Below are 23,704 nucleotides of genomic sequence, written 5' to 3' on the forward strand. Positions count from 1 at the left end.
GGTTTCCGGCGAGGAGGCGTTCATCGTCCACCGCGACCGCGATGGCACGGTCTACCTCACCCTGCGATCGCTGACACGCGCCGCGCCTACCGGACCGTGGAGATGGGGATTTCCCATCCTGCTTCTCGCGCAACGCGTTTACCGACGCCGCTACCTGCGGGTTTTGAAGGCCGACTGACGCCATACGGCCAGGCCTGCAAATCATCCTGGACTCTGCAGGTATGTGCACTCGCCGGCCGCGCTTGCCGCTGGTGCCGAAGGCTCGAGTCGCGGCAGTATCGGATGATCAAGCGGACCGGGCAAAACGGTCTAATCTCACTCTCCTGAAGCGGGTGTCGCAGGGGCGAATAGGGAACGCAGCAGTCGCGCAGCCATGTTGAGCTCAGTGAAGACGGCACGCTTCTCTCGCAAAGCGAGTTCGAGTTCGTAGTGACGCACGGGTAACGTTGTCCGACAGGGTGATTCAGCGCAAGCACGGGGTGGTCTATCGGGCGGTCGCGCGGGCATTGGTGCCGCCGGGATGTTCCGGCGCGCAATCCCGCGCTCTCGCTATGAACTTGCCTATCCCGTGTGGGCATCAACCAGGCTGGTGATCGTGGCCCATTCGTCGAGGTCGTCGAGGCGTGCGGTGAGCGCGGTGCGCATGCTGTCGGAGCCCGCGATGCCGAGGGCGAGACGGCGGGGCGGATTGTCACTGGCAACGACGGTTCGGATGCCTGCGGCTACGCGATCGACAGCGGAGAATGCCGTGGCGGGCAGTGCCTGGATCGCCTGTTGCAGGGTGCGTACCGTCTGGTCGTAGTCAGCGTGGGTCGCTGTAGCCGCGGCGAGGTTCGACAGGAAAGGTGTCGCGGTCAGGCCGGGCTGGACGAGCGTGACGTGGATATCGAGTGGAGCCAACTCGGCGGCGAGCGCGTCGGAGAGACCCTCGACGGCGTACTTGGTCGCGGCGAGCAGCCCGACGCCGGGGTCGGCGGTCTGGCCGTAGTAGGACGAGCCTTGCAGAATGTGCCCGGATCGCCGGCTCCGTAGCACCGGCAGCGTCGCGCGCAGGACGTTGAGCACTCCGAAGACATTGGTGTCGAAGATCGCCCGTGCTTGCGTGTCGGAGGCTTCCTCGACGGCCCCGAAGAGCCCGTAGCCGGCGAAGTTGGCGACGACGTCGATGCGGCCGAAGCGAGCCACGCTCTGCTCGACCGCCTTCGCGACGGCTCTCTCGTCGCGCACGTCCGCCTCGATCGTGAGCAGCTGGTCGGGTTGCGCCAGGCCGGTAAGGGTTTCGGTGTGTCGGGCTACCGCGATAACGGCTTCGCCAGATGCCAGCGCCTGCATCGTGAGCTCGCGTCCGATGCCCGAGGAGGCGCCGGTGATGAACCAGACTCGCGGGGTGTGTCCTTCATTTGTCATGTTGCGACCGTAACGGTTTAGAACGCAACATTTCAAGAGGTTCCCCTGAGGGAGTTGCGACCGAATGGGCTACCTCGAATGTGCCGTTGGTATCGTGAAGGAGTGGAGATACCGCAGTGGAGCGATGATGCGGCCGCCCTGGTGCTGGGGTTCGTCAACACCAGGGCCGACGGCGCGGGGCGTGCCGAGATCTTCGGCACGGCTGCGGGATTCGCGGATTGGGCGATCCAGCGAGGTCTGCTCGACGCAGCCACTGTGGTGACCGACTCCGACGCGGTCGCCGCCCGCGAGCTTCGCGACGCGTTGGTCACCACGCTGCTGACCCACGCGGGCGATCCTGATGTCGGTGACGCCCAGGTCGCCGAGGCGGAACGGTACCTACGGCAGGCCGGTGTCCGTTATCCGCTGACGACGGTCGTCACCGCGCAGGCGGCGCAACTTCTCGCCGGATCGACCGGCGTCCCCGGTGTCCTGGGGAGCGTTCTTGCGGCGGTGACCGAGACGGCGCAGCGCGGGGACTGGATGCGAATCAAGGCATGCTGCAATCCGCCGTGTCACTTCGGCTTCATCGATCGCACCCGCAACCGGGCAGCGCGCTATTGCAGTCCCGGATGTGGATCGCAGGTGTCGATGCGCGCGCTCCGGCAACGACGCAAGCAGGCCGATTCCTTGTGATCGAGATGACCTCGGCTCGTTGACTTTCCCCGCGCTCGACGGCGGCTTTCGAACAGCCCCGTGCACGACAGGCGATCAGGCTGCGCTGCGCCTGTGCACCGGCCTTCGGGCGGCCCGCGTGTCCGTCACCGGCCGCCGCCGTATCGGGTCGGCAGCGGCGGCCCGGCGCTCCCGCTCGATCCTGGCTCTGATCGCACCCACGCTGTTCTGGGGCGGCATCCGATCGGACCAGAGCGCGAGCCGTATCAGGGCGATGCTGGGAACAACCATGGCCAGCACCCACCCCCAGACCAGCGACGTCTCGTAGTCGGCCAGGTAGGTGATCATCTCTCCAGCTCCCTTCGCGCGGAATCCATTGCATTCCCGTTGATTTCATCGATGCTCACGGGCGACGCCTCGATCGCGACCAGGCCGAGCGCCTCCAGGTCGGACACGTCGGCCTCGAGCTCGCACAGCCGCAAGCGGTATTCGTCCATCGAGATCGGCTACCCGTCCGCGCCGACCACCGACCAGGAGCCATCGGCGTGCTGGAGGTAGCCGAGCCTGGATCGCCCTGTGGGCCGGGGACTTCGGCGGGTCATTGCGCGTACCGCCTGAACTTCGTGACCCAAGCCGCGCGACCTCGGGGAGTGATCGACCAGCGGGAGGCGTGCGAGGCGGCCATCACCAGGCCACGCGACTCCAGTTGCCCGATTGCCCGGCGGGTGGACGCCCCTGTTATCTGGGCCTGTTCGCTGATCTGAGCGGCGGTCAGCATTCCGCCGGGCGCGAGCACGCCCAGCACCGCCGCCTCCGCTATGGACCCGGTTGCCATCGCTACCCCCTTGGTCGCCGATGTGTTCGTGGTCGGGTTCCGAGTGCCAGGTGGACCGGCGGCGGATACCCGCTTCCTGACCTTCGCAGCGCGGGCGCCGAACTTTGTTCCCACCGGGAACACAGGGCACGTAACCTGTGCCTTGTCAGGGCGCATCGGAGGGAGCGGCGCATGATCGACGAACAAGACACCTATATCGGGCAGCGGGTCCGCGAGATCAGGGCGCGGCGCGGGATCTCGCAACAGGTACTGGCCGACCGCTCCGGGAATGGCCGATCGGTGATCGCGAAGTACGAGACCGGGCTACGGCCTGTGGACTCACGCCGCACCCTGCTGGCTCTTGCCGAAGCGCTCGGCTGCACGCTCGGCGACCTGACCGGCAGTGACGACCGAATTGACCCGTCCACCAGCGCATTCCACCGTGCGGTGCCCGCGATCGAAACGGCGTTGTGGACCCGGGGCGACGTTACCGAAACCCGTCCGCCGCGCACCCTGGACGAACTGAGCGCCGCCGTCGAGCACGCATCACGGCTGCGACAGGGCGGGGATTACGCCGCACTCGGCCCGCTGCTGCCTGATCTCCTCAACGACGCCTATCACCTCACCGAGACCGGCGGCACTGCGGCGTGGGACCTGCTGGCTACCGCCGCCTACGGCGTTTCCTCCGCGCTCCGCCAGCGCGGTCACGATGCCCTGGCATGGACCGCGGTGCAGGAATCCGAACGGGCTGCGGCGCACGCCGATTCGCTGGCCCCGATCGCCGCCGCCCAGTTCCTGAAGTCCCAAGTTCTCGCAGCCCGCCCCGGTGCTCTGTCGGCCGCGCTGACGGTCGCGACCGGTGTAGCCGATCAGCTGACACCCGATGCGAGCACGCGCGGCGAGCTGGAGACGGTGGGGATGGCACGCCTCCAGGCCGGGTTCGTCGAGACCCTGGCCGGGGGCGACCCGCAACCCCATCTGGATGAAGCGGCCGAGATGGCGGGCAGGCTCAGCAACGCACCGACCGGCCACAGCACCGCACGCAATCGAACCTTCGGCCCGGCCAATGTCGCTCTGTGGCAGCTGAGTTCGGCCGTCGAACGGCGCGAACCCGTCCAGGCGCTGCGTATCGCAGAGACCCTGAACCCGGCGGACCTGCCCAAGGGTTCACGCCACGCCCTCTACTTCGTGGAGGTCGGCCGCGCGTACGCGATGAAGCGCGACCACCGCGCGACACTTCACGCCCTCTTGAGGGCTGAACACGCCGCGCCCCAACATGTTCGCGGGCTGGCCCCGGTGCGCGAACTGGTCGGCGCGATGCTGCGGGAAGCACGGCGGGATCTCGCCACAGGGCAACTGGGCAAGCTGGCACAGCGCGTAGGCGTCGTGCCCTCCTGACCGAACCCGCAGGCACGAATATCCGACTCTCAGAACAATATTCGGCGCGCTTCCAGCTTATCGCTGTAGCTGCGCCGCTCGACCGAGATAGCTTGTGCCACAGTGCAATATTCGGTTTTCAGTAGGTTGAACAGCTTCCGTTCCAGCCACGCCCCCGAGTCCAAGTACTTAACATCTTCCCATGTGGACCGCCTTGGCATCAGGAGCGTTCGCGGTGATCGGCGCAGGCCTCGGCGCAGTGACAACCATCCTGATCCAGCGCCGAATGATCGTTCTCGAGCGAGAGAAGCTGCGTCACATCGCCATAGGGCGGGTCAACGCATTGAGCATCGTGGTCTTCCGCGACATGCTCGCGGCCACGAAAGCGGTCGAGCGACTGGCTGAACGTCGTCGCGATGGGGAGACCTTGGACGGCATCGATGTGCCGGGTGCCACCTCGGAGATGTGGCTCAGATGGCAGGAAGTCGCGGTGTTCTGTCCGCGGGACATTCGCGATGCGGCCCTGCCCTTCGTCCAAGCGCTGTATAGCGCGGCTTACCACCAGGTGCCTGAGCCGTGGGAGCTGTACCTCGACCGGCCCCGGGCAGCATTGTTCGACGTCGCAGCACCGATCTTCCAGGAACAATCCGACGATGGATACGCAGGCGGAACTCAGCAAGGTTCACTTTCTCGATAGCAGTGATCTTCACAGGCGAGGGCGAGATCAGGCCCAGCTGCCGTACCACGGCGTGGTACGCTGTGGGGGTGTCTGCTCCCGAGTACAAGCAGCCGACCGAGGTCAGCGTGCGCCAGTTCGTCAATGACTCCGGCGCTGTGACTCGCGGCTTGCGCGAGGGCAGGCAGTACGTGCTCACCATCAATGGCGAGCCACTGGCCGAGGTGACGCCGATCAGGCGACATCGGTTCGTCCACACCAGCCAGGCTCAGGCGATGTTCGCCGCCGCTCCCGCCCTCGACTACGACGAGTTGCGGCGTGACTTGGATACCGCCGTCACCGATGAACTGTCCGACGACCCACTCGAGGGGACCGGCCTGTGAACCGCCACGCCCGAGGCGTGCTCGACACCAGCATCATCGCCGCACTGTCGTTGTTCGATCCGGCCGAGCTCCCGATCGAATCCGCCATCACCGCAGTCACATTGGGCGAACTGTCACGAGGGCCGTACGCGACCGACGATCCGATCAAGCGGGCACGCCGGATCGCCGTGCTGCAGCACACCGAGGCCACGTTCGGCGACGCCCTCCCGTACGACAGCGAGGCCGCACGCATCTTCGGCCTGATCTGCGCTTCGGTGTACGCGATCGGCCGGCAGCCACGACGGCGCACCGCCGACTTGATGATCGCCGCCACCGCCGCACGCAACGGACTGCCGCTTTACACGACCAATCCGAAGGACTTCGAGGGTCTGGACGACCTCGTCACGATCATGCCGGTCGCCCGTCCCGACGGCGCGACCGGCTGAAGTAGCCGAGGGATCGATTCCCCACTGCCCCTTCGGTATCGACCGCTCAGTGGCCGTAGCGGGTGTGGATCGCGTTGGCGAGGGCGGTGTCGCCCTGGGCGGAGGGATGGAAGGGGAGGCCGTCGATTCCGGTGCGGGGATCGAGGATTCCGTTCAGCCAGGGCTGGGACGAGCAGAGGTCGTGGCCGGTGGAGAGGGCTCGGGTGTCCAGGAAATCGATGTCCAGGAGTTGGGCTGCTTCTCGTTGCGCCAGGTCGAGGCGGTCGAGGTACTCGACCAACGCGCGGCCTCGCGGATTGATGAACGGCGTGACGCCCAGGATGGAGAGGCAGATGGTGCTGCTGCCCGGGGTGAAAAGTTCGGGGTAGCCGACCAATACGATGCGGGCGTTCGGGGCGTAGTACTTGATGTAAGCGACGGTGTTGCTCATGCGCTGGGCCATCAGCGCACCGGAGACGCCGGTGTAGTCCGTCATCCGGCCCTGGGCGACGGAGTCCGGATCACAGCCCTGTTCGAGGTTGAATACGCAGGTATGCAAGGAATCCCACAGCGTCCGCTTCGACGCTCCCCATTTGTCGTTCATCCCGAACTGCAGTGTCACCAGTTTGGTGTTCGGACCGAAGGCACCCTCGTTGTCCGCCCGCGCCGCTTCCTGACTCAGGGTCCATCCGGGCCCGCTGTCGATCGACGCACCCGGACATGAAGCGTCGGACACCTGCTCGGTCCCGTGCACGCCCATCAGCTTGGCCAGCTGCACCGGCCAGGCCGTGAGGCCGTGACGATTGCAGGTGTTCGAATTGTCGAAATGGTTCCATTCGTTCGCGGAGAACGAATCACCCAGGACCACAAGCTCTTTACCCGACCGGATCGGATCCGCTACCGCACTGCCAGCCGTCGGCGTCGTGACCGCGAGCGCCGCGATGGCCGCGCACAACCACCGCCTGCCAGTACCCAGCGACCCAACAGACACTATCGATACCCCGAATCCACAGTGAAGCACCACCTTTTCATCTCAACCGCACATTATCCGACCGGCGACCCGCCCACCCCCGATGTCGGAGGTCGGGCGGGAAACCGGCCGCGGGGAGTCAGCGACCGGTGACCACTGCCGGTAGGCGGTCGGCGACGGCGGCGCGGTAGGCGTCGACGTTGGCGGCCTTGATCGCCTCGTAGCCGCGGATCATGTCGGGGAGGCCTGCGATGTCGACGGCGATCGGGTGGGTGCCGGGATTCAGGGACTCGAGAAGTTCCGTGATGGTGGCGCGGTATTCGGTGATCAGAGCGCGTTCGGTCCGGCGGATCTCGGCTCGGCCGAAAGGGTCGAGGCGGGTGCCGCGCAGGCGTCGCAGGGCCATCAGCGCACGGTAGACGGGTCGGAACCAAGGGCCCAGTTCGAGCTTGTTCTTCAGACCGAGGGCTCGGAGCGCCGGGGGATGCAGCCGATAGGAGATCCGAGCGCCGGGACCGAATTCGGCTTCGACGGCGCGGCGCACCCCGGGGTCGAGGGAGAGCCGGGCCACCTCGTATTCGTCCTTGTAGGCCATGAGCTTGTACAGGTTTCGGGCCACGGACTCGGTGAGTGCGGTCGACCCGGGCATCCGTTCGGATTCGACCCAGAGGACCTGCGCGACGAAGCCGCTGTATTGCCGTGCGTAGGAGAGATTCTGATAGTCGATCAGATCCGGAACCCGGATTCCGAGTAGGCGGTGGAGTTCCGATCCCGGCTCGGCGGGCACGGCCGAAATGAGGTCTGCGGCCGCGCTCGACAATTCACGAACGGTTTCGACCGGACCACGGGCACGTTCCATGGCGATATCGAAGGCTGCCGGGTCGGCGACGGACAATCGGCCGTATCGGAATGCCGTCGTATTCGCCTCGGCTTGCACGCCATTGAGGGCGATGGCCTCCTCGATGGCGGCCGGCGGCAACGGCAGTGCCCCGGCCTGCACGGCCGCGCCCGCGAGCAGCAGATTGGCGAATTGATCCGCGCCGAGCAAGGTGGTCGCGGCGCCACGCGCATCGAGGAAGCGGCTGTCGGCGGCGGCAGCCTGGATGGTGTCCCGGATCGGACCGTGCGCGGGGAAGGAGACGGCCGGGTCGATCACCATCTGCCCGGTCGGGACTTCGCTGGTGGAGATCACCGCGACAGTGCGGGCCGGATCGACGGCCGTGAGGTAGCGGGGCTCAGCGGCGACGAGCAGATCGCAGCCGAGGTAGAGGTCGCACTCGTCGGCAGTCGCCTTGCTGCCCTGTTCGATCGGCTCGGTGGAGAATTTGAGATCGGAGACGACGGCGCCGCCCTTCTGCGCGAGCCCGGTCTGATCGAGTGCGCGGACCCGATGCCCGGCCAGGGTGGCCGCGGTGCTGAGCAGTTGGGCCAGCGTCACCACACCGGACCCGCCGACGCCGGTGATGCGCGTGGTGTGGGTGCCGGGGAAGGTTCCGGGCGGGGCAGGCATGTCGTTCGGGTCGAGGGCCGCGGGGGCGGGCCGGGCACGCTTCCCGGCGGGGACGACGGAAAGGAATGACGGGCAGTCTCCCGCCAGGCAGGACCGGTCGATATTGCAGGAGGATTGGTCGATGTGGGTCTTGCGGCCGAATTCGGTGTCGATCGGTTGCACCGAGAGACAATTCGACTTCTGCCCGCAGTCACCACAGCCCTCGCAGACGCGTTCATTGATGACGATGCGGTCCACGGGTGTGGGCGTGAGCCCGCGTTTGCGTTTGCGGCGCAGCTCGGTGGCGCATTCCTGATCGTGGATCAACAGGGTGACACCCGCTGTGCGGGAGAGGGTTTCCTGCGCCTCGATCGAACGGTCACGATGCCAGACCTGAACATCCTTGGGTAACCGTACTTTTCGATACCGCTTGACGTCATCGGTCGTCACGATGATCCGTGCGACTCCTTCGGCCAGCATGGCGGTACAGATCGCCGGGACCGGCATCACCCCGACAGCCTGTTGACCGCCGGTCATCGCCACCGCCGAGTTGTACAGCAGTTTGTAGGTGATGTGACTGCCCGCGGCGATCGCCGCACGCACCGCCAGGCTGCCCGAATGGTGGAAGGTCCCATCACCGAGATTCTGGATCAGATGGGTGCGGGAAAGGAACGGCGCCATGCCGATCCACTGCGTACCTTCACCCCCCATCTGGGTGAGGCCGGTGATGTCGCCGACCTGGTCCGGGCTCATCAGCGACACCATGCCGTGGCAGCCGATGCCCGCGCCGACGGTGGCCCCGTCCGGCGTCTTCGTGGAGACATTGTGCGGGCAACCCGAGCAGAAGTACGGCGTCCTGGTGACGAGCGGCAGTGCGCGCGAGCCGATTCCGGTGCGGCGGCGACCACGCCACTGCTCCGCGGTCGGGAATCCGCCGATCACGGACAGCCGTGCGGCCAACTTCCCGGCGATGACGTCCGGGTCGAGTTCGCCGTCCGCGGGCATGAATACCGCTCCGTCGGGCAGCCGCTTGCCGTGCACAGCGGGAGCTCCGGGGCTGCCGTACAGCAGATCCTTGACCGCGATCTCGAGGAACGGTCGCTTCTCCTCGATCACCAGAATTTCGTCGAGGCCCTCGGCGAATCGCCGGACGATGGATGGTTCCAGCGGATGGATCATCCCGAGCCGCAGCAGCCGGACGCCGCGGCGCTCCAGCTCGGCGTCGTCGAGCCCGAGCATCCGCAAGGCCTGCCGCACATCGAGATACGTCTTGCCCGCCGCGACGATCCCCAGCCGGTCGCCCGCGCCGGCGTGGGTGATCCGGTTGAGGTCATTGGCCACGGCGTAGCGTCGGGCGATCTCGATTCGGGCGCCCTCGCGGCTGCGTTCGAGCACCCCGAGCGTCGGTTGCAGGACGTGCGCGGTCACCTCGTGCCGGTAGGCGACACCGTCGACCGTCAGGTCGGGCACGACGGGCCGCACCCGATCGGGGTCCAGGTCCACCGTCCCCGAACCGTCCGCCACATTGGTCGCGATCTTCAGCGCCACCCACAGTCCGCACGCCCGCGACATCGCCACCCCGTGCAGCCCGAAGTCCAAGGCCTCCTGCGGATCCGCCGGATACAGGGTGGGCAGACCGAGGTCGGCCAGCAGCCCCTCGGACGCGCCGGGCACGGTGGAGGATTTGGCGGCCGGGTCGTCGCCGACCAGCGCCAGCACCCCGCCTTCGGGGTGCGTACCCATCAGGTTCGCGTGCCGGATGGCGTCGGAGGCACGATCCAGCCCCGGCGACTTGCCGTACCAGAGCGCGAGGACGCCATCGACACGTTTATCGTCCTGGGTCGCCGCCCATTGCGTGCCCTGCACGGCGGTCGCCGCCAGTTCTTCGTTGACGCCGGGGCGGAACACGATGTCGTGCTCGTCCAGCAGGGCGGCGTTGCGGGCGAGTTCGGTGTCGTAGCCGGCGAGCGGCGAGCCTTCGTAGCCGGAGATGAAAGCCGCGGTGCGCCGACCGGCACGCAGGTCCGCGCGCCGCAGCTCCAGTGGCAGCCGGGCCAGGGCCTGGATCCCGGTGAGGTGGACGGCGCCGTGCTGCCGGGTGTACCGGTCCGACAGGGTGACCGGTGCGATCTGGTTCGTCATGGGTTCGGCTTTCTGCCGCAGGCGGTTCGGAGTGCGGCGGCGAGATCGGCGGCGGGTGCGCTGGAGCCCTGATCGGTCGACCAGGCGATATGCCCATCCGGCCGGACCAGGATGACTCCGGCCGAGCCGAGACCGAAGCGGTCGGTGTCGAGTTCGAAATCGTGACCGACGATGAAGGCCCGGCACGGGACCTCCCCGGCGGCTTCGGAAAGCGCTGTCGCCCAGTCCGATCCGGAGGGACCGGCGATCACGGTGAACCACGGTCCGATCAGATCGAGGGTCGATACCGTGGCGCCCTCGTGGGCGATCCACGCATGCGGCAGCCGCGCGCCCGGGACCGCTACGGCGATCGGATCGGCGTCGGTGTCCTCCCCGCCGTAGACATAGGCCAATTCCTGATCGAGATCGTCGAAGTGCTCTCGATGCCGCGGGATCGCCGCGGCCAGCAGCTCGCGCTCACGCTGGGCGACCGAGGGTTCGGCACTGTCGAGCCGCTCGGCGATCTGGATGGTGAGCGGTCCGATTCCGGCGTCGAACATCTTCAGGGCATTGGCGACGCTGCGCTCGGCATTGCTGATCGCGACCGCCTTGCGCTCGGTTTCATAAGTGTCGAGCAGGGATTCGGGCGCCCAGCCACCGAGCACCGCGGCCAGCTTCCAGCCGAGGTTGTCGGCGTCGGCGAGCCCGGTGTTCATGCCGAGCCCACCGGTCGGCGGGAATTGGTGCGCACTGTCACCGGCGAGCAGCACCCGGCCGGTGCGATAGGTTTCGGCCGTACTGGCCGCCATGGTCCAGGTCCCGATCGAGCGGATGTCGACGGCGAGGTCCGCGCTGCCGACCGCGGTGCGTACCAAGTCGATACAGCGCTGCGGGGTGTAGTCCGACAGCGATTCCAGGGCGGGGTCGAACGGCCGGTTCAGCGTCCATCGGTGCTTGCCGTCCATTCCGATGAACACACCCGGCGATTCGGCGTTGATCATCCAGATGAGCAGGGCCGGATCGGTGTCGGTCCACGGCGACAGGTCGGCGTGGAAGTAGATGTTCACCTGCCGACCCAGCTCCGGCATTCCCGCCATGCCGATTCCGAGGTCGGCGCGCAATGTGCCCGCCGCACCATCCGCCGCGACCACATAGCCTGCCGCGATAGTTCTTGTCGCACCGCCGGATTCGACGAGCACGTCGACCTGATCACCGGTATCGGTGACGCGGACGACGCTGGTGTCGAAGTGAACGGTGGCCATGCCCTGCGCTCGCAGCGCGTCGAGCAGCCGCTGCTGGACGCGATCCTGCGCGCACGAGGTGATCATCTCGGGAGAAGCGTTGCCGCGGCGCACGATTCGATCTGCTCCTCCGTCGGCCAGATTGATCCGGCCGAGCGGCTCCCCCGCGAGGGTCTGCTTCCAGACGATGTTCAGCATCCACTCCGGGGCCACCGCGTCACCGGTGACAGCGGCGGCGACACCCCAGGCGCGCAGCAGTTCCATCGAGCGCGTATTGACGACGTGCGCGCGGGGATGCGGATTGACCGCCCCGAAACGCTCACAGACGATGCTCGGAATACCGTGTCGCCCCAGCACATACGCGGTGGCGAGGCCGACCGGGCCCGCGCCGGCGATGAGCACCGGGGTCTGTTCGTCCGCGCTCACGGCCGCCGCACCAGATCGGCCAGGGGCTCGCCCGCTTCGAATCGGGCGACGAGTTCGTCGGCATCGAATTCGACGCCGATGGGATTGGCGTCGAACGCGCCGGAGTCGAAGAAGTCCGCCAGCTCCGCGTCGGTGGCGAAGTTGTCGATCTGCAATTCGATGTGGTTGCCCTCCGGGTCCTCGTAGTACATCGAGGTGGTGGGGCCATGGTTGATGGTCCAGAACGGTTGCACGCCAACGGCCTTCAGACGCTGGTAGGTGCCGAGCAGGTCGCCCAGCGAGTCGTAGGTGAAGGCGATGTGGTGCAGTCCCGAGTGCGCGTCCGTGGGCCGCTGGGACGCGCCGGTGGCGAGGAAGGCGACGCGATGATGCTCGTCGTCGTAGGTCACGAAGGCCAGCATGTCGTTGCCGAACACCAGGCGGCCCTCGAGCACCTGCACGTACCAGTCGACCATCTCCGGCAGCCGGCCGGTGCGCAGGACGACGTGGGCGAGTTTTGCGGGTGATGCCATGAGCGGACTCTCCTTTGAGCCGAGACTCTCTTGAATGGGATACAAGAGAAGCTAGGCCCGCTCATGAATGGAAGTCAAGAGGTGATTATCGACTCGCCTCCGCGGTGGCCACCAGCGAGGTGATGAGCAGGTCGATCAGCTCGCCGGTAGGCCGATCCAGCCGGCGGACGCTGATCAGCAACCCCTCGAACAGCACATGGGCGAGATCGGTGATCGACGCCGGATCCGCCCCGGCGGCGGCGCGCTGCGAGATCGCGGCCAGCAGCCGTTCTTCGAGCCAGTCCTGCATGCGCCCGTACACCGCGCGCAGCGTCTCGGTCTCGTCCATGCGCTCGTAGGCGACGCGATGCAGCCCGCGATAGGGCTCCATGCGCACCAGCAGGTCGACCAATTCGTCCCGCGGATCGCCCACCGATTCCGCCTCGACGAGTGCGCGCGTCTCGCTGAAGATCGAATCGACGACGGCCGCGAAGAGGTCGTCCTTGGTGGGGAAATACCAGTGCACCGCGGCGGGCGCGATACCGGCGGCCCGGCCGACCGCCGCCACGCTGGTGCCGCGATAGCCATTCGCGGCGAAGAGTTCGCGCGCATGCGCGACGAGCTCGGCCTGACGTTCGGCCTTGGGGATGTCCTGGCGATTCTTGGGCATGGGGCAACTCTAGGCCCGCTCTTGACTGAGAGCCAAGACCTGCTCTTAACTATGAATCAAGAGAAGGCCGGTGTGGTGCCGGTGAACAAGGAGGTTCGGCATGCGTCTCTACTCCACCGACGACGGGCTCGCGCGAGAAGACCGCGCGGGCGTGCTCACGCTGCTCGATTTGCCTTACGCCGATGTCGGCGCGCTGTTGCGCGGTCCGGGACTGGACGCCGCCCGCACCGCGATGACGCTGCGGGAACAGGCCCTCGACCAAGCGGTGCTGCGGCCGCCGGTGGCGCGTCCGGGCAAGGTGCTGATCATCGGATTGAACTATGCGAGCCATGCGGCCGAAGCCCTGGAAATGTTCGCGGCGCTGGGAAAGACCGACATCACAGTGCCCAATGAACCGAACATGCAAGTCACCGCGGGATCGGCGGTCGTCGGGCCCGGCGATCCGATCGTGCTGCCGGAGGTCGCCGCGGAACAGGTCGACTACGAGGGTGAGGTCGCGCTCGTCATCGGCACGCCCGCACGCGGTGTGTCCGTCGACGAGGCCTGGCGTCACGTGGCCGGGTTGACCATCGTCAACGATGCCTCCGCGCGCGATATCCAGCTGCGCGCGATGACCGGCGACCCGAGCGCTTCCATCGGCGTCGCCAAGAGCTTCGACACCTTCAAACCGCTCGGGCCTTGTCTGGTGACCGCCGACGAATTCACCGAGACACCCGACCTCGCCCTCCGGACCCGGGTCAATGGCGAACTGCGTCAGGACGATCGGACCAGCGGCTTCATCCACTCCATACCGGAGTTGATCGCGCACGTGTCGCGGTATCAGACCCTCGAACCCGGTGACGTGATCTGCACCGGCACTCCGCGCGGGGCCGGCGTGTTCTCCGGGAGGTATCTGCGGGCGGGTGATGTGGTCGAGGTGGAGGTGGAGGGCATCGGCGTGCTCGCGAATCGGGTGGTGTGCGCGTGAACGCCCAGCTCGATGCGGCCTCCGTTGCCGGTGAACTCGCGCACCTCGAGTCGATTCCGCTCAGCGACCGAGACCTGCCGGGAAGCACCTACGAGCTGATCGCACGGACGGCTCGCCGCCATCACGACCGGACCTCACTGCATCTGCTGCCCGGCGGGAAGGGGTGGGACCGTCCCGAAACCTGGTCGTACGGCGAGCTTTTGCGGCGCATCGACCAGGCCGCGAATCTGTACGCCGCGCTGGGCCTCGAGCCCGGCGGCGTCGTCGGGCTGATGCTTCCCAATACCGGGACCACCTATTCCGCGTTCTTCGGCGCGCAGGTGATCGGTGTCGCCAACCCCGTCAATCCGATGCTCGCCACCGAACACATCGTCGACATCTTCCGGCTCACCGGTGCGCGCGTCCTGGTCGCTCCCGCACCGGAACTCGATGCCGCGGTGTGGCGTAGAGCGTGTGCGGTCGCCGCGGCCCTGCCCGATCTGCGGGCGCTGATCTCCGTCGGCGGCGCGGTCGACGACGCGCCGCCGCTATGGGCCGGGGACTTCGACGAGCTGGCCGCGGCCCAGCCGCGGGAGCTCACCTTCGACCGGCGACCCGGACCCGCGGATCTGGCGGCGTACTTCCATACCGGCGGCACCACGGGGACACCGAAAGTCGCGCCGCAGGCGCACGCGAATCAGGTGTATGTCGCTTGGGCCCTCGCGCAGCACGCGATGTTCGCCGGAACGTCGGTCATGCTGGCGGGGCTGCCGTTGTTCCATGTCAACGCCGTGCACGTCACCGCGCTCGCGCCGTTCCATTCGGGGGGATCGGCCGTCTCGCTCGGCCCCCTCGGCTATCGGGACCGGGCGGCGATGGCCGACTTCTGGCGGATCGTGGAACGCTATGGCATCACCGGCTTCTCGGCGGTCCCGACCGTCTATGCCGCCTTGCCCGCCGTCCCCGATGGCGTCGAAATCTCGAGCCTGCGCGGCGGAATAGTCGGGGCCGCACCACTTCCCGGCCGAGTCCGCACGGACTTCGAATCCGCTACCGGAGTACCGATGCTCGAGGGATACGGCCTCACCGAGGCCACCTGCGTCAGCGTGCTCGCGCCGACGACCGGCAATCGACCGGGCGCGGTCGGGCTGCGGCTGCCGTACCAGCGGATCAAAGCCGTGCGGGTCGACGACGAAGGAATGCCCCGTGGCGATTGCGCGCCCGGCGAGGACGGTGTGCTCGCCATCCGGGGCCCCAGCGTCTTTCCCGGATACCTCCGGGCCGGACTCACCGGTCCGGCACCCGACCCCACCGGAATCGTGGTGGACGACTGGTTGATCACCGGGGACCTGGGCCGCGTCGACCCGGCGGGATTCGTCACCCTGACCGGCCGGGCCCGCGACGTCATCATCCGCGGCGGCCACAATATCGACCCTCGACTGGTCGAAGAGTCACTGCTCGGGCACCCGGATATCCTTGCCGCCGCGGTGGTTCCGAGACCCGACGCGCATGCCGGGGAAGTTCCCGCGGCCTATGTGGTCCTGCGCCCGGGCGCCGCGGCACCGGTCGCCGAACTGCTGACCTGGGCCGCCGCGCACGCTCCGGAACCGGCCGCCGCACCGAAGTTCATCGACCTCATCGGTGCGATACCCCTCACCGCCGTGGGCAAGGTGCACAAGGTGCCGCTGGTCCATGACGCCACGCGCCAGGTCGTAGCCCAGGAGCTGCACGCGACCCGGTTACGTGGCGACATCGCCGTCTCGACGCACAACAGCCACACGCACGCGCGGATCGAACTGGCGGGCAACGCGTCCGACGAACTGATCGGCGCATTGACCGAACGGCTGGACGCGTACTCGTTCTCCTACGCCGTCGATCGCACCTAGGTTCCGGAGACGGTCACCGCGCCCGAGGGCGCACTCAGCGTCCGTAGCCGTTGTAGATCGCGTTCGCGACGACAGTGTCGCCCTGGGTCGACGGGTGGAAGGGGAGGCCGTCGATTCCGGTGCGGGGGTCGAGGATTCCGTTCAGCCAGGGCTGGGGGGAGCAGAGGTCGTGGCCTACGGACAGGGCTCGGCCGTCGAAGAAATCGATGCCCAGGAGTTGGGCGGCCTCTCGTTGCGCGACGTCGATGCGGTCGAGGAATTCCACCAGTGCGCGGCCTCTCGGGTTGACGAACGGCGCGACGCCCAGGATGGAGAGGCAGATGGTGCCGCTTCCCGGGGTGAGGAGTTCGGGGTAGCCGACCAGGACGATGCGGGCGTTCGGTGCGTAGTACTTGATGTAGGTGACGGCGTTGCTCATGCGCTTGGCCATCAGGGCACCGGAGACGCCGGTGTAGTCGGTCATGCGGCCCTGCTCGACCGAATCCGGGTCACAACCCAGTTCGAGGTTGAACACGCAGGACTGCAAGGAGCTGAACAGGGTCTGATCCGATGATCCCCATTTGTCGTTCATTCCGAACTGCAAAGTCACCAGTTTGGTGCTCGGCCCGAAAGCGCCTTCTTTGTCGGCGCGCTGCGCCTGCTGGGCCATGGTCCATCCGGGGCCGCTGTCGATCGACGCACCGGGACACGAAGGATCGGACACCCGGTCGGTCCCGTGCACGCCCATCAGCTTGGCCAGCTGCACCGGCCAGGCCGTGGCTCCGTGCCGATTGCAGTCGTTCTTGCCCTCGAAATGATCCCAGTCGTTGGCGGAGAACGAATCTCCCAGCACCACAAGCTCTTTGCCCGCTGGAGCCGGGTCCGCCGCGACGCTGCCCGCCGTCGCCGTCGTGACCGCGAGCGCCGCGATGGCCGCGCACATCCACCGTCGGCCATTACCCAGCGACCCAACAGACACTACTGACACCCCGAATCCATACTGAAGCGCGATCTTTTCAACTCAACCGGGCAGCGTATCCGACCAGAGCGGCGGATATCCCCGTTTTCGGAGGTCAGGGAATTTCGGCCGCCATTCGGGCGCGACGCCATTCGGCGGGGCTGCAGCCGTGGTGGCGGCGGAACCAGCGGGAGAAGTTCGCGGGGGCGGTGTAGCCGAGGAGGCCGGCGACGTCTGTGAGCGAGCGGCGGGGGTTGGCGACCAGGTGGCGGGCCAGTTCGGCGCGGGTGGAGTCGAGCAGGGAGCTGAAGGTCTCGCCTTCGGCGGCGAGCCGGCGGTGGATGGTGCGGCGGTCGACGCCGAGGCTGCGGGCCACATTGTCGACCGAGCAGCGGCCCGTGGGCAGGAGCAGTTCGATGAGTTCGCGGACGCGTTCGGCGGTGGTGACGGGGCGGACGGGGAGGAGGGGGTCCAGCAGCTGCTGGGTGTAGGCGCGCAGCTGCGGATCGGCCATGGCGTTGGGTGCGTCGAGATCGCTTGTGTAGGTGAGGATTCCGTTGAAGTCCTGCCCGAAGGTCACATGCGGCCCGAAGGTGCGGTGATGGGCGCGCGAGTCCGGCGGGGCGGGGTGGGTGAAGCGAACCTCGACGGGCTGCCACGCGGCGCCGCGGAATCCGGCCAGTAGGCCGTGCAGCACGCCGACGGCCAGTTCGACCGATTGGCGGGTATCGCCGGGCTGGCCGGTATCGAGGGTGAGCCGGATGGTGGCGAGGCCGTTCTGTTCGGTCAGGCGGGTGCGCAGCGCCTCGTTGTAGGTGTCCTCGTGCCGCGACATCACGGTCAGCGCACTGCGCACATCGGGTTCCTCGCGAATGACCAGGCTCAGCGGACCCAGGTTGGCGAAGCGGCGGCGGGCGGCCAGGCGCAGCCCGAAATCGGGGCATTCGGCCGCGGCGGCCGAGCGCTCCAGGAGGTCAGCTATCGCCGCGGCGGGGACCCATCGGTCCTGCAAGCTCAGCCCGGCGGGGTCCAGACCCGATGCGCGCAATAACCCCACCGGGTCAATTCCCAGCGATTTACCCAGGTCAACGTACTCGTTCAGTGCCGCGTAACGGGCCAGCGGTTTCAACGTCTCTCCGATGTCCCCAAATGATCAATCCTCCGTCCCGCAATGATAAGCGATCGACATTTCCCGTCCCTACAGTTGGTTATGTTCCAGCTACCGCAGCCAGATCGAAGTGGAAGGACGAGAACGTGGCCACAAGCAACGAGGATTGGTCCAAGCCGGCCGCCATGGCACTCCCGGAGACGGGATATTTCGAATTCGAGCAGGGGCGATACGGACCGGTCTATCCCCGCACCCCCGCCAACTACGGATTCTCGATCATCGCCAAGGTGAAGCCCGGCCACGAGGCCGCGATCCGGGAGCACGGCAAGGTCATCCAGACCGCGGTCGAACAAGACCCGACCGTGCTCGCGCCCCTGCGCCTGCACTACCTGCGCTGGGTGCTGTTCGATATCGGCGACGGCCTCACATTCCAGTACCAGGGCATCTTCGACACCGACTTCGACAAGTACCTCGAGGACGCCCTCGACCTGTTCCTATCCACGGGCCTCACCACCACATTCGTGAATCTCGAAGGCTTTCCCGAAGATTGGCGCACCAACCGGTCCGCCGCCATCGAGTTCTTCCGCAAACACCAGTTCCCGAGCTTCCTCGAGTACGGCGAGTACCCGTATGTGACCTCCGACGAGATCAAGAAGGCACTGCGGCTCAAGTCGGCGTTCTCGAACATGCTCGACGAGATGCAGTAGCGGGACCGATCGTGCTCGAATTCGACGATATCCAGCACATCCTGCTGACCCGGGTGCCCGCGCTGACCGGGCGCTACGAGTTCCTTTCCTTCACCGACCCGGCCGCGGCGCGCGCATGGCTCGCGGCCATGACCGACCGGGTGCCCTCGGCCGCCGATCTCCAGGAGTCGGTGGACACCGACAAGCAGTGGGTGTCCGTGGCTTTCACCTGGAACGGTCTGCGCGCCCTGGGCGTCCCCGCGGACGCGCTGGCCAGCTTCCCGGAGGAATTCCGCCAGGGCATGGCCGCCCGGGCGGAGGTCCTGGGCGACGAAGGGGCCAACCATCCCGACCATTGGGTCGACGGCACCGCGGGCGAGGATCTGCACGCCATCGTGATCCTGTTCGCCCGCGACGCCGCCGAACGCGAACGCCGGGTGGCCGACCACAATGCCCTGCTGGCCGCCTTCCCGGGCGTGACCGTGTTGTCCTCGCTGGACCTGGAGGCGGTGCCGCCGTTCGACTACGCGCACGACCACTTCGGTTACCGGGATCGCCTGTCGCAGCCAGTGATCGAGGGCAGCGGCGAGGAACCCACCCCCGGCAGCGGTGCGCCGGTGAAGGCCGGGGAATTCATCCTGGGCTACCCCGACGAGCGAGGCGAACCGAAGGAACAGCCGCAGCCCGAGATGCTGTCGCGCAACGGCACCTTCATGGCCTACCGCCGGCTGCGCGAGCATGTGGGTCGATTCCGCGACTTCCTGGCCGACCACGGCGCGACCGCCGACGAGCAGGAAATGGTGGCGGCCAAGCTGATGGGCCGGTGGCGCAGTGGCGCGCCGCTGGTCCTGGCTCCGGAAACCGATGACCCGGAGCTGGGCGCGGATCTGTCGCGCAACAACGACTTCAACTACAAGGAGATGGATCCGCACGGCTACGCGGTGCCGCTCGGCTCCCACATGCGCCGCATGAATCCGCGCGATACCGGCGTGAACATACAGCGCCGCCGCATGATTCGGCGCGGTGCCACCTACGGTCCGCACCTGCCCGAGGGCACGCCCGAGGACGGCGCGGATCGCGGGATCGCGGCCTTCATCCTGTGCGCCAGCCTGGTGCGCCAGTTCGAGTTCGCCCAGAACGTGTGGGCCAACGACAAGTCCTTCCACGAACTGGGCAACGAGCGTGATCCGATCATCGGCAATCAGGACGGCACCCTGGAATACAAGATTCCGAAGCGCCCGATTCGCAAGACCATCAAGGGAATTCCCGCGTTCACCACCGTGACCGGTGGCGCCTATTTCTTCCTGCCGGGGCTGCGGGCCCTGCGCTACCTGACCACTCTCACCGACAGCGAGGAAGCATGAGCTCGTTCACCGCGGCCCGAACCTATAACCAGTCCCACGTGGCCCGCCCCTACACGCCGGGCAAACGCCGCATCAGTATCTACTGGACCTGGAGCTATCCCTGGGAGGCCCAGCGGAATCCGGCCGAGCTGGACAACCGCTTCTCCACCATGACCGAGGTGCGCCAGGTCCTCTGGCCCGCCTACGAGACCCCCGAATACGACGCCGCCCACTTCCTGCAGGGCATCGCGGGCACCCTCGAACTGTTCCACCGCTCCACCCTGCACTTCCAGCAGCTGGCCGGTGAGGTGACCGAGCATCCGGTGGCGGTATTCCAGCGCATCGACCAGGCCGGATACAAGCTGCCGATCGACGAGCGCATCCTGGCCGACACCGACACCCTCATGGTGTTCGGCCTGGATCACCTGCTCGCGCAGGAGGCGGCGGCGCCGGAGGAGATCGCGGCCATCCAGCAGTGGTTGCAGCGGGAAGGCACCTGTCTGTTGCTCGCCCCGCACCACGATGTCGGTTTCACCGATGACCTGGCGCAGCGTCAGGTGGAGTTCGAGCACCACGGCGACCCGCTGGTGCCGCGCCAGCAGCGGTTCGGCGCGTACACGCGTTCGCTGATGACGGCCCTGAACGTCCCCGTCCACAATGTGTACGGCCTGCGTCCGGCCGTCGTCGAGGGCACCAAGTCGATCGCGCCGCTCACGGCGTTCCGCGATCTGGACGCGCCGCGCCTGCTCGACAACGTCACCACGTTCAACTTCCACCCGCACCTGCCGCACTACCAGCTCACCGAGCCGGAGAGCGATTCCGTGCGGCTGCTCGCCCGTCAGCCGATCGAGTTGTCCCGCCCGCATCCGTTCATCGAGGCGGGCAATACCGAGTTCAACACCCTGCTGTGGTTGCCGCCCAACGATGTTCGCGCCGGCGACATCGTGATGGCGGACTCCACCAACTTCACGACCCTGTTCGGCGGCACCGACAGCCTCGTCAACTTCTGGCGCAACCTCGCGGCGATGGCCTCGTGATCGCAGACCTGCTGCCCTTGGCGATCGGTGTGGCGCTCTCGCCCATACCGGTGGTGGCGGCCATCCTCATGCTGCTGTCCGCCAATGCCGGACGGGCGAGCGCCGGCTTCGCGCTCGGCTGGGTGACGGGGATCGTGACGGTCACGGGCCTCGTCACCGCGGCCGCGGCATCGGGTTTGATGCGGTCGGCGAGCCAGCCGTCGATCGCGGCCTCGGTGATCAAGACCGCCATGGGCCTGCTGCTGGTGTACATCGCGGTGCGCCAGTGGGGCAGTCGCAAGGACGATTCGATTCCGGGGTGGATGAAAGCCATCGACGAACTCGGGGTCGCCAAGGCCGCGGGCTTCGGACTGCTGGTGTCCCTGCTGAATCCGAAGAACCTGCTCCTGTGCATCACGGCGGGAGTGACCATCGGCACCGCGGGCCTGAACCCGACCGGCACGGCGACGGCCTTGACCGTCTTCGTCCTGCTGGGCGCCGCCTCGGTACTCGTCCCGGTCGGCGGGTACGCCATCGCGGCCGATCAACTGCGCGGCGCCCTGGCCCGCCTGAAGAACTGGCTACAGGCGAACAACCACACCGTGATCGCCGTGGTGTTCATGGTCATGGGCACCACCGCCCTCGCCAAGGGCGTGACCGGCTTCTGACGGATCAGGAAGTGAGATGGGGACATTCGGCATCCAGTTCGGGGATCCACGGACACGACGCGATCCCGCACCGGCCGGAGGTGTGATTCGGCTGGGCGAGGATGGGGAGACCATCTCGGAGTGGACAGCGCAGATCACCGCTGTCGAGGAGTTCCTCGACAGCGGTGATCTTCAGGGGCGAGGGCGGGTTACCACTGGCCGGGGGTGTAGGAGCCGCCGACCATGCCCGCGAGGACGTTGAGGCGGTTCCAGGCGTTGATGGTGGCGATGAGGGAGATCAGGGCGCCGATCTGGTCGTCGTCGTAGTGCTTGCGGACCTGGGCCCAGGTGTCGTCGGAGATGGCTGAGGAGGTGTCGGCCAGGCGGGTGCCCTCCTCGGTGAGGGCGAGGGCGGCGCGTTCCGGGTCGGTGAAGACGGTGGATTCGCGCCAGGCCGCGATCATCGCCAGGCGGACCGGGGTCTCGCCGGCGTGGGCGGCGTCCTTGGTGTGCATGTCCAGGCACATACCGCAGCCGTTGATCTGCGAGGAACGGATCTTCACCAGTTCCTGGGTGGCCTTGGGCAGGCTGGACTCGTCGATCACACGGGCGGCGGTGACCAGTCGCTTGTTGAACTTGGCGGCAATGTCATTGGCGTACAGGTTGAAACGCGGTTCCATGATCTTCTCTTCTCTCGATCGACAGGTTGGTAGCGGTCTCGGTCAGGCGGCGAAGCCCAGGCCCATGGCCACGGCGACAGGGACCAGGTACAGCAGGGGGAACGGGATGCTGCCGTAGTGGCGGGCGCGGATAATGGTGATCACCGCACCGGCGAAGTACAGGATCAAGCCGATCGCGGCGGCTACCCCGATGAAGGGAATGAACAGTCCGGCGATCAGGCCGACCGCGCCGGCCGCCTTGGCCAGCGCCAGCGGGGTCCACCACGATTCGGGCACCGAGTACTGGCGTAGCGGGTCCACCACGAACTCGGCCCGGCGGTACAGCGAGAACGCCGAGAAACCCACCCAGGCGGCGGCCACGACGGTGACGATGACATAGGCGATGTACATGATGGACTCCAATTTCATTGCGGGAGAGAGCTATAAGGCCCTCTGCGAGTGCGGTAGCCGGGGTCCGGAGCGCGGTGCGTTTCGGTCGGCTTCGTCACGGTGACGACGCAGCCCGTGGATGTGTGACACGGCCGATCGCGCAACGTTTCTCGCGTGGTCCGCGAATATCTCGGTAGTACCGAGGGGAGAGGACTGGTCATGAAACGGATCGTCGGGATGGGCATGGCGGTTGCGGCGTTGGCGCTCGTTACGGGCTGTCAGGACGGGGCCACCACGCCCAAGCCCGCAGGGACGCCGACCACCACGGTGGGTGCGCCCGGGGGTGTGCAGCCGACGGGTGCGGAGCAGGCGCCGGTGGTGACGAAGCCCGCGGGGGACGGGACGCCTGCCACGGCGGGTGGTGGGAAGTGTGTGGATCTGAAGTCGCCGGTGGTGACGGCGGCGTTGGGGAAGCTCGGGGCGAATGTGGGTGGGGAGGGGTTCTCCGCGCAGAGCGGGACCGAGGCGAAGGTGGGGTCCTGTCCGGCGCTGATGTGGGTGCTGGCGGATACGCCGCATGGGACGGCCAGTTCACCGTGGCATGTGATGTTGTTCAACCAGGCCGGGTACCTGGGGACCGCGACGAAGAAGTCGACGTCCTATACGTCGGTGGTCGGGTCGTCGGATCGCAGCGTGCAGGTGCAGTACCGGTGGCTGGCGGCAAGCGATCCCAGCTGCTGCCCGTCGGGTGGGCCGGTGGTCGTGACCCTCATGCTGGGGGCGGACGGTCATACGGTGACGCCGGATCGGGACTTCCCGACCGAGGTGACCAATCCCAAGTAGTCCTGTCGAAAAGTGAGCAATCCTGCTGCTCCGGTGGACCGGGAGCGGCGGGATTTGCTGTACCCGGAGGAAGAATACACAGGTGGGGCAGGGTATTCCGGGGGCGCGGAGGGGTGATTC

The 23,704-nt window shown here is 67.1% G+C and carries 26 protein-coding genes; 13 read left to right on the plus strand and 13 right to left on the minus strand.

Going from position 1 to position 23,704, the window contains the following annotated elements; translation table 11 throughout:
• Positions 1 to 178: DUF1990 family protein (locus ABZ412_RS19740; RefSeq protein WP_357282811.1), on the plus strand; the 178-nt coding region annotated here is incomplete at its 5' end.
• 383 nt (positions 179 to 561) lie between these two features.
• Here ABZ412_RS19740 and ABZ412_RS19745 read toward each other — a convergent pair.
• Complete coding sequence (locus ABZ412_RS19745; protein WP_357282398.1) at positions 562 to 1,407, minus strand: SDR family NAD(P)-dependent oxidoreductase; 846 nt, start codon at positions 1,405 to 1,407, stop codon at positions 562 to 564.
• Between the two features lie 102 nt (positions 1,408 to 1,509).
• On the opposite strand from ABZ412_RS19745, the gene ABZ412_RS19750 reads away from it, so the two are divergent.
• Positions 1,510 to 2,082 (plus strand): CGNR zinc finger domain-containing protein, encoded by a 573-nt coding sequence (locus ABZ412_RS19750; protein ID WP_357282400.1) that lies wholly within the window; start codon positions 1,510 to 1,512, stop codon positions 2,080 to 2,082.
• Positions 2,083 to 2,157: 75 nt separating this feature from the next.
• On the opposite strand, the gene ABZ412_RS19755 is transcribed toward ABZ412_RS19750, so the two are convergent.
• The 3 genes from ABZ412_RS19755 to ABZ412_RS19765 all read right to left on the minus strand — a co-directional run bounded on the left by ABZ412_RS19755 (position 2,158) and on the right by ABZ412_RS19765 (position 2,896).
• Positions 2,158 to 2,409: a hypothetical protein gene (locus tag ABZ412_RS19755; RefSeq protein ID WP_357282402.1), complete on the minus strand. Its 252-nt coding sequence runs from the start codon at positions 2,407 to 2,409 to the stop codon at positions 2,158 to 2,160.
• Positions 2,406 to 2,558 (minus strand): hypothetical protein, encoded by a 153-nt coding sequence (locus ABZ412_RS19760; protein WP_357282404.1) that lies wholly within the window; start codon positions 2,556 to 2,558, stop codon positions 2,406 to 2,408. The genes ABZ412_RS19755 and ABZ412_RS19760 overlap by 4 nt, the downstream gene beginning before the upstream one ends.
• Positions 2,559 to 2,659: 101 nt before the next feature.
• Positions 2,660 to 2,896 carry a helix-turn-helix domain-containing protein gene (locus ABZ412_RS19765; RefSeq protein ID WP_357282405.1) on the minus strand — a complete coding sequence of 79 codons (237 nt, stop codon included), beginning with the start codon at positions 2,894 to 2,896 and terminating at the stop codon, positions 2,660 to 2,662.
• A 171-nt stretch (positions 2,897 to 3,067) separates the two neighbouring features.
• On the opposite strand from ABZ412_RS19765, the gene ABZ412_RS19770 reads away from it, so the two are divergent.
• The 4 genes from ABZ412_RS19770 to ABZ412_RS19785 all read left to right on the plus strand — a co-directional run bounded on the left by ABZ412_RS19770 (position 3,068) and on the right by ABZ412_RS19785 (position 5,736).
• Entirely contained in the window at positions 3,068 to 4,273 is a 1,206-nt protein-coding gene (locus tag ABZ412_RS19770; protein WP_357282407.1) for a helix-turn-helix transcriptional regulator, read from the plus strand.
• 181 nt (positions 4,274 to 4,454) lie between these two features.
• On the plus strand, positions 4,455 to 4,949 hold the full coding sequence (locus ABZ412_RS19775; protein WP_357282409.1) for a hypothetical protein: 495 nt from the start codon (positions 4,455 to 4,457) through the stop codon (positions 4,947 to 4,949).
• 68 nt (positions 4,950 to 5,017) lie between these two features.
• Positions 5,018 to 5,311, plus strand: a complete 294-nt coding sequence (locus ABZ412_RS19780; RefSeq protein WP_357282411.1) for a hypothetical protein — start codon at positions 5,018 to 5,020, stop codon at positions 5,309 to 5,311.
• The gene (locus tag ABZ412_RS19785) at positions 5,308 to 5,736 is read left to right on the plus strand and encodes a type II toxin-antitoxin system VapC family toxin (RefSeq protein ID WP_357282413.1); all 429 of its coding nucleotides are present in this window, start codon (positions 5,308 to 5,310) and stop codon (positions 5,734 to 5,736) included. The genes ABZ412_RS19780 and ABZ412_RS19785 overlap by 4 nt, the downstream gene beginning before the upstream one ends.
• Positions 5,737 to 5,782: 46 nt before the next feature.
• Here the strand turns inward: ABZ412_RS19785 and ABZ412_RS19790 are convergent, their stop codons facing one another.
• The 5 genes from ABZ412_RS19790 to ABZ412_RS19810 all read right to left on the minus strand — a co-directional run bounded on the left by ABZ412_RS19790 (position 5,783) and on the right by ABZ412_RS19810 (position 13,123).
• Complete coding sequence (locus tag ABZ412_RS19790) at positions 5,783 to 6,583, minus strand: SGNH/GDSL hydrolase family protein (protein WP_357282414.1); 801 nt, start codon at positions 6,581 to 6,583, stop codon at positions 5,783 to 5,785.
• 241 nt (positions 6,584 to 6,824) lie between these two features.
• Entirely contained in the window at positions 6,825 to 10,316 is a 3,492-nt protein-coding gene (locus tag ABZ412_RS19795; protein WP_357282416.1) for an indolepyruvate ferredoxin oxidoreductase family protein, read from the minus strand.
• Positions 10,313 to 11,962 carry an FAD-dependent monooxygenase gene (locus tag ABZ412_RS19800; protein WP_357282417.1) on the minus strand — a complete coding sequence of 550 codons (1,650 nt, stop codon included), beginning with the start codon at positions 11,960 to 11,962 and terminating at the stop codon, positions 10,313 to 10,315. Before ABZ412_RS19800 ends, ABZ412_RS19795 begins: the two co-directional genes overlap by 4 nt.
• The gene (locus ABZ412_RS19805; protein ID WP_357282418.1) at positions 11,959 to 12,474 is read right to left on the minus strand and encodes a VOC family protein; all 516 of its coding nucleotides are present in this window, start codon (positions 12,472 to 12,474) and stop codon (positions 11,959 to 11,961) included. Before ABZ412_RS19805 ends, ABZ412_RS19800 begins: the two co-directional genes overlap by 4 nt.
• 85 nt (positions 12,475 to 12,559) lie before the next feature.
• Positions 12,560 to 13,123 (minus strand): TetR/AcrR family transcriptional regulator, encoded by a 564-nt coding sequence (locus ABZ412_RS19810; protein WP_357282420.1) that lies wholly within the window; start codon positions 13,121 to 13,123, stop codon positions 12,560 to 12,562.
• A gap of 100 nt (positions 13,124 to 13,223) precedes the next feature.
• Between ABZ412_RS19810 and ABZ412_RS19815 the strand changes: the two genes are divergently transcribed.
• Both ABZ412_RS19815 and ABZ412_RS19820 read left to right on the plus strand, forming a co-directional pair.
• Complete coding sequence (locus ABZ412_RS19815) at positions 13,224 to 14,090, plus strand: fumarylacetoacetate hydrolase family protein (RefSeq protein ID WP_357282421.1); 867 nt, start codon at positions 13,224 to 13,226, stop codon at positions 14,088 to 14,090.
• Positions 14,087 to 15,955, plus strand: a complete 1,869-nt coding sequence (locus ABZ412_RS19820; RefSeq protein ID WP_357282423.1) for an acyl-CoA synthetase — start codon at positions 14,087 to 14,089, stop codon at positions 15,953 to 15,955. The genes ABZ412_RS19815 and ABZ412_RS19820 overlap by 4 nt, the downstream gene beginning before the upstream one ends.
• Before the next feature lie 34 nt (positions 15,956 to 15,989).
• On the opposite strand, the gene ABZ412_RS19825 is transcribed toward ABZ412_RS19820, so the two are convergent.
• Complete coding sequence (locus tag ABZ412_RS19825) at positions 15,990 to 16,913, minus strand: SGNH/GDSL hydrolase family protein (protein ID WP_357282424.1); 924 nt, start codon at positions 16,911 to 16,913, stop codon at positions 15,990 to 15,992.
• 94 nt (positions 16,914 to 17,007) lie between these two features.
• The gene (locus ABZ412_RS19830; RefSeq protein WP_357282426.1) at positions 17,008 to 18,021 is read right to left on the minus strand and encodes an AraC family transcriptional regulator; all 1,014 of its coding nucleotides are present in this window, start codon (positions 18,019 to 18,021) and stop codon (positions 17,008 to 17,010) included.
• Positions 18,022 to 18,185: 164 nt separating this feature from the next.
• Here ABZ412_RS19830 and ABZ412_RS19835 point away from each other — a divergent pair, with 164 nt between their 5' ends.
• From ABZ412_RS19835 to ABZ412_RS19850, 4 genes are read left to right on the plus strand one after another with little or no spacing between them, the layout of a single operon-like run.
• The gene (locus ABZ412_RS19835) at positions 18,186 to 18,707 is read left to right on the plus strand and encodes a hypothetical protein (RefSeq protein WP_357282812.1); all 522 of its coding nucleotides are present in this window, start codon (positions 18,186 to 18,188) and stop codon (positions 18,705 to 18,707) included.
• A gap of 11 nt (positions 18,708 to 18,718) precedes the next feature.
• Positions 18,719 to 20,050: a peroxidase gene (locus tag ABZ412_RS19840; RefSeq protein ID WP_357282428.1), complete on the plus strand. Its 1,332-nt coding sequence runs from the start codon at positions 18,719 to 18,721 to the stop codon at positions 20,048 to 20,050.
• A complete protein-coding gene (locus ABZ412_RS19845; RefSeq protein ID WP_357282429.1) occupies positions 20,047 to 21,066 on the plus strand; it encodes a hypothetical protein in 1,020 nt (339 codons plus the stop codon). The genes ABZ412_RS19840 and ABZ412_RS19845 overlap by 4 nt, the downstream gene beginning before the upstream one ends.
• Positions 21,063 to 21,713: a GAP family protein gene (locus ABZ412_RS19850; protein WP_357282431.1), complete on the plus strand. Its 651-nt coding sequence runs from the start codon at positions 21,063 to 21,065 to the stop codon at positions 21,711 to 21,713. Before ABZ412_RS19845 ends, ABZ412_RS19850 begins: the two co-directional genes overlap by 4 nt.
• A gap of 188 nt (positions 21,714 to 21,901) precedes the next feature.
• Here the strand turns inward: ABZ412_RS19850 and ABZ412_RS19855 are convergent, their stop codons facing one another.
• Together ABZ412_RS19855 and ABZ412_RS19860 are read right to left on the minus strand one after the other, a co-directional pair.
• The gene (locus tag ABZ412_RS19855; protein ID WP_357282432.1) at positions 21,902 to 22,372 is read right to left on the minus strand and encodes a carboxymuconolactone decarboxylase family protein; all 471 of its coding nucleotides are present in this window, start codon (positions 22,370 to 22,372) and stop codon (positions 21,902 to 21,904) included.
• Between the two features lie 42 nt (positions 22,373 to 22,414).
• Positions 22,415 to 22,780, minus strand: coding sequence for a DoxX family protein (locus ABZ412_RS19860; protein WP_357282433.1), 366 nt, complete (start codon positions 22,778 to 22,780; stop codon positions 22,415 to 22,417).
• Between the two features lie 180 nt (positions 22,781 to 22,960).
• Between ABZ412_RS19860 and ABZ412_RS19865 the strand changes: the two genes are divergently transcribed.
• Positions 22,961 to 23,584 (plus strand): LppP/LprE family lipoprotein, encoded by a 624-nt coding sequence (locus ABZ412_RS19865; protein ID WP_357282435.1) that lies wholly within the window; start codon positions 22,961 to 22,963, stop codon positions 23,582 to 23,584.
• Positions 23,585 to 23,704: the final 120 nt, after the last annotated feature.

It is taken from the genome of Nocardia sp. NPDC005746 (assembly GCF_040630785.1).
Classification (GTDB): domain Bacteria; phylum Actinomycetota; class Actinomycetes; order Mycobacteriales; family Mycobacteriaceae; genus Nocardia.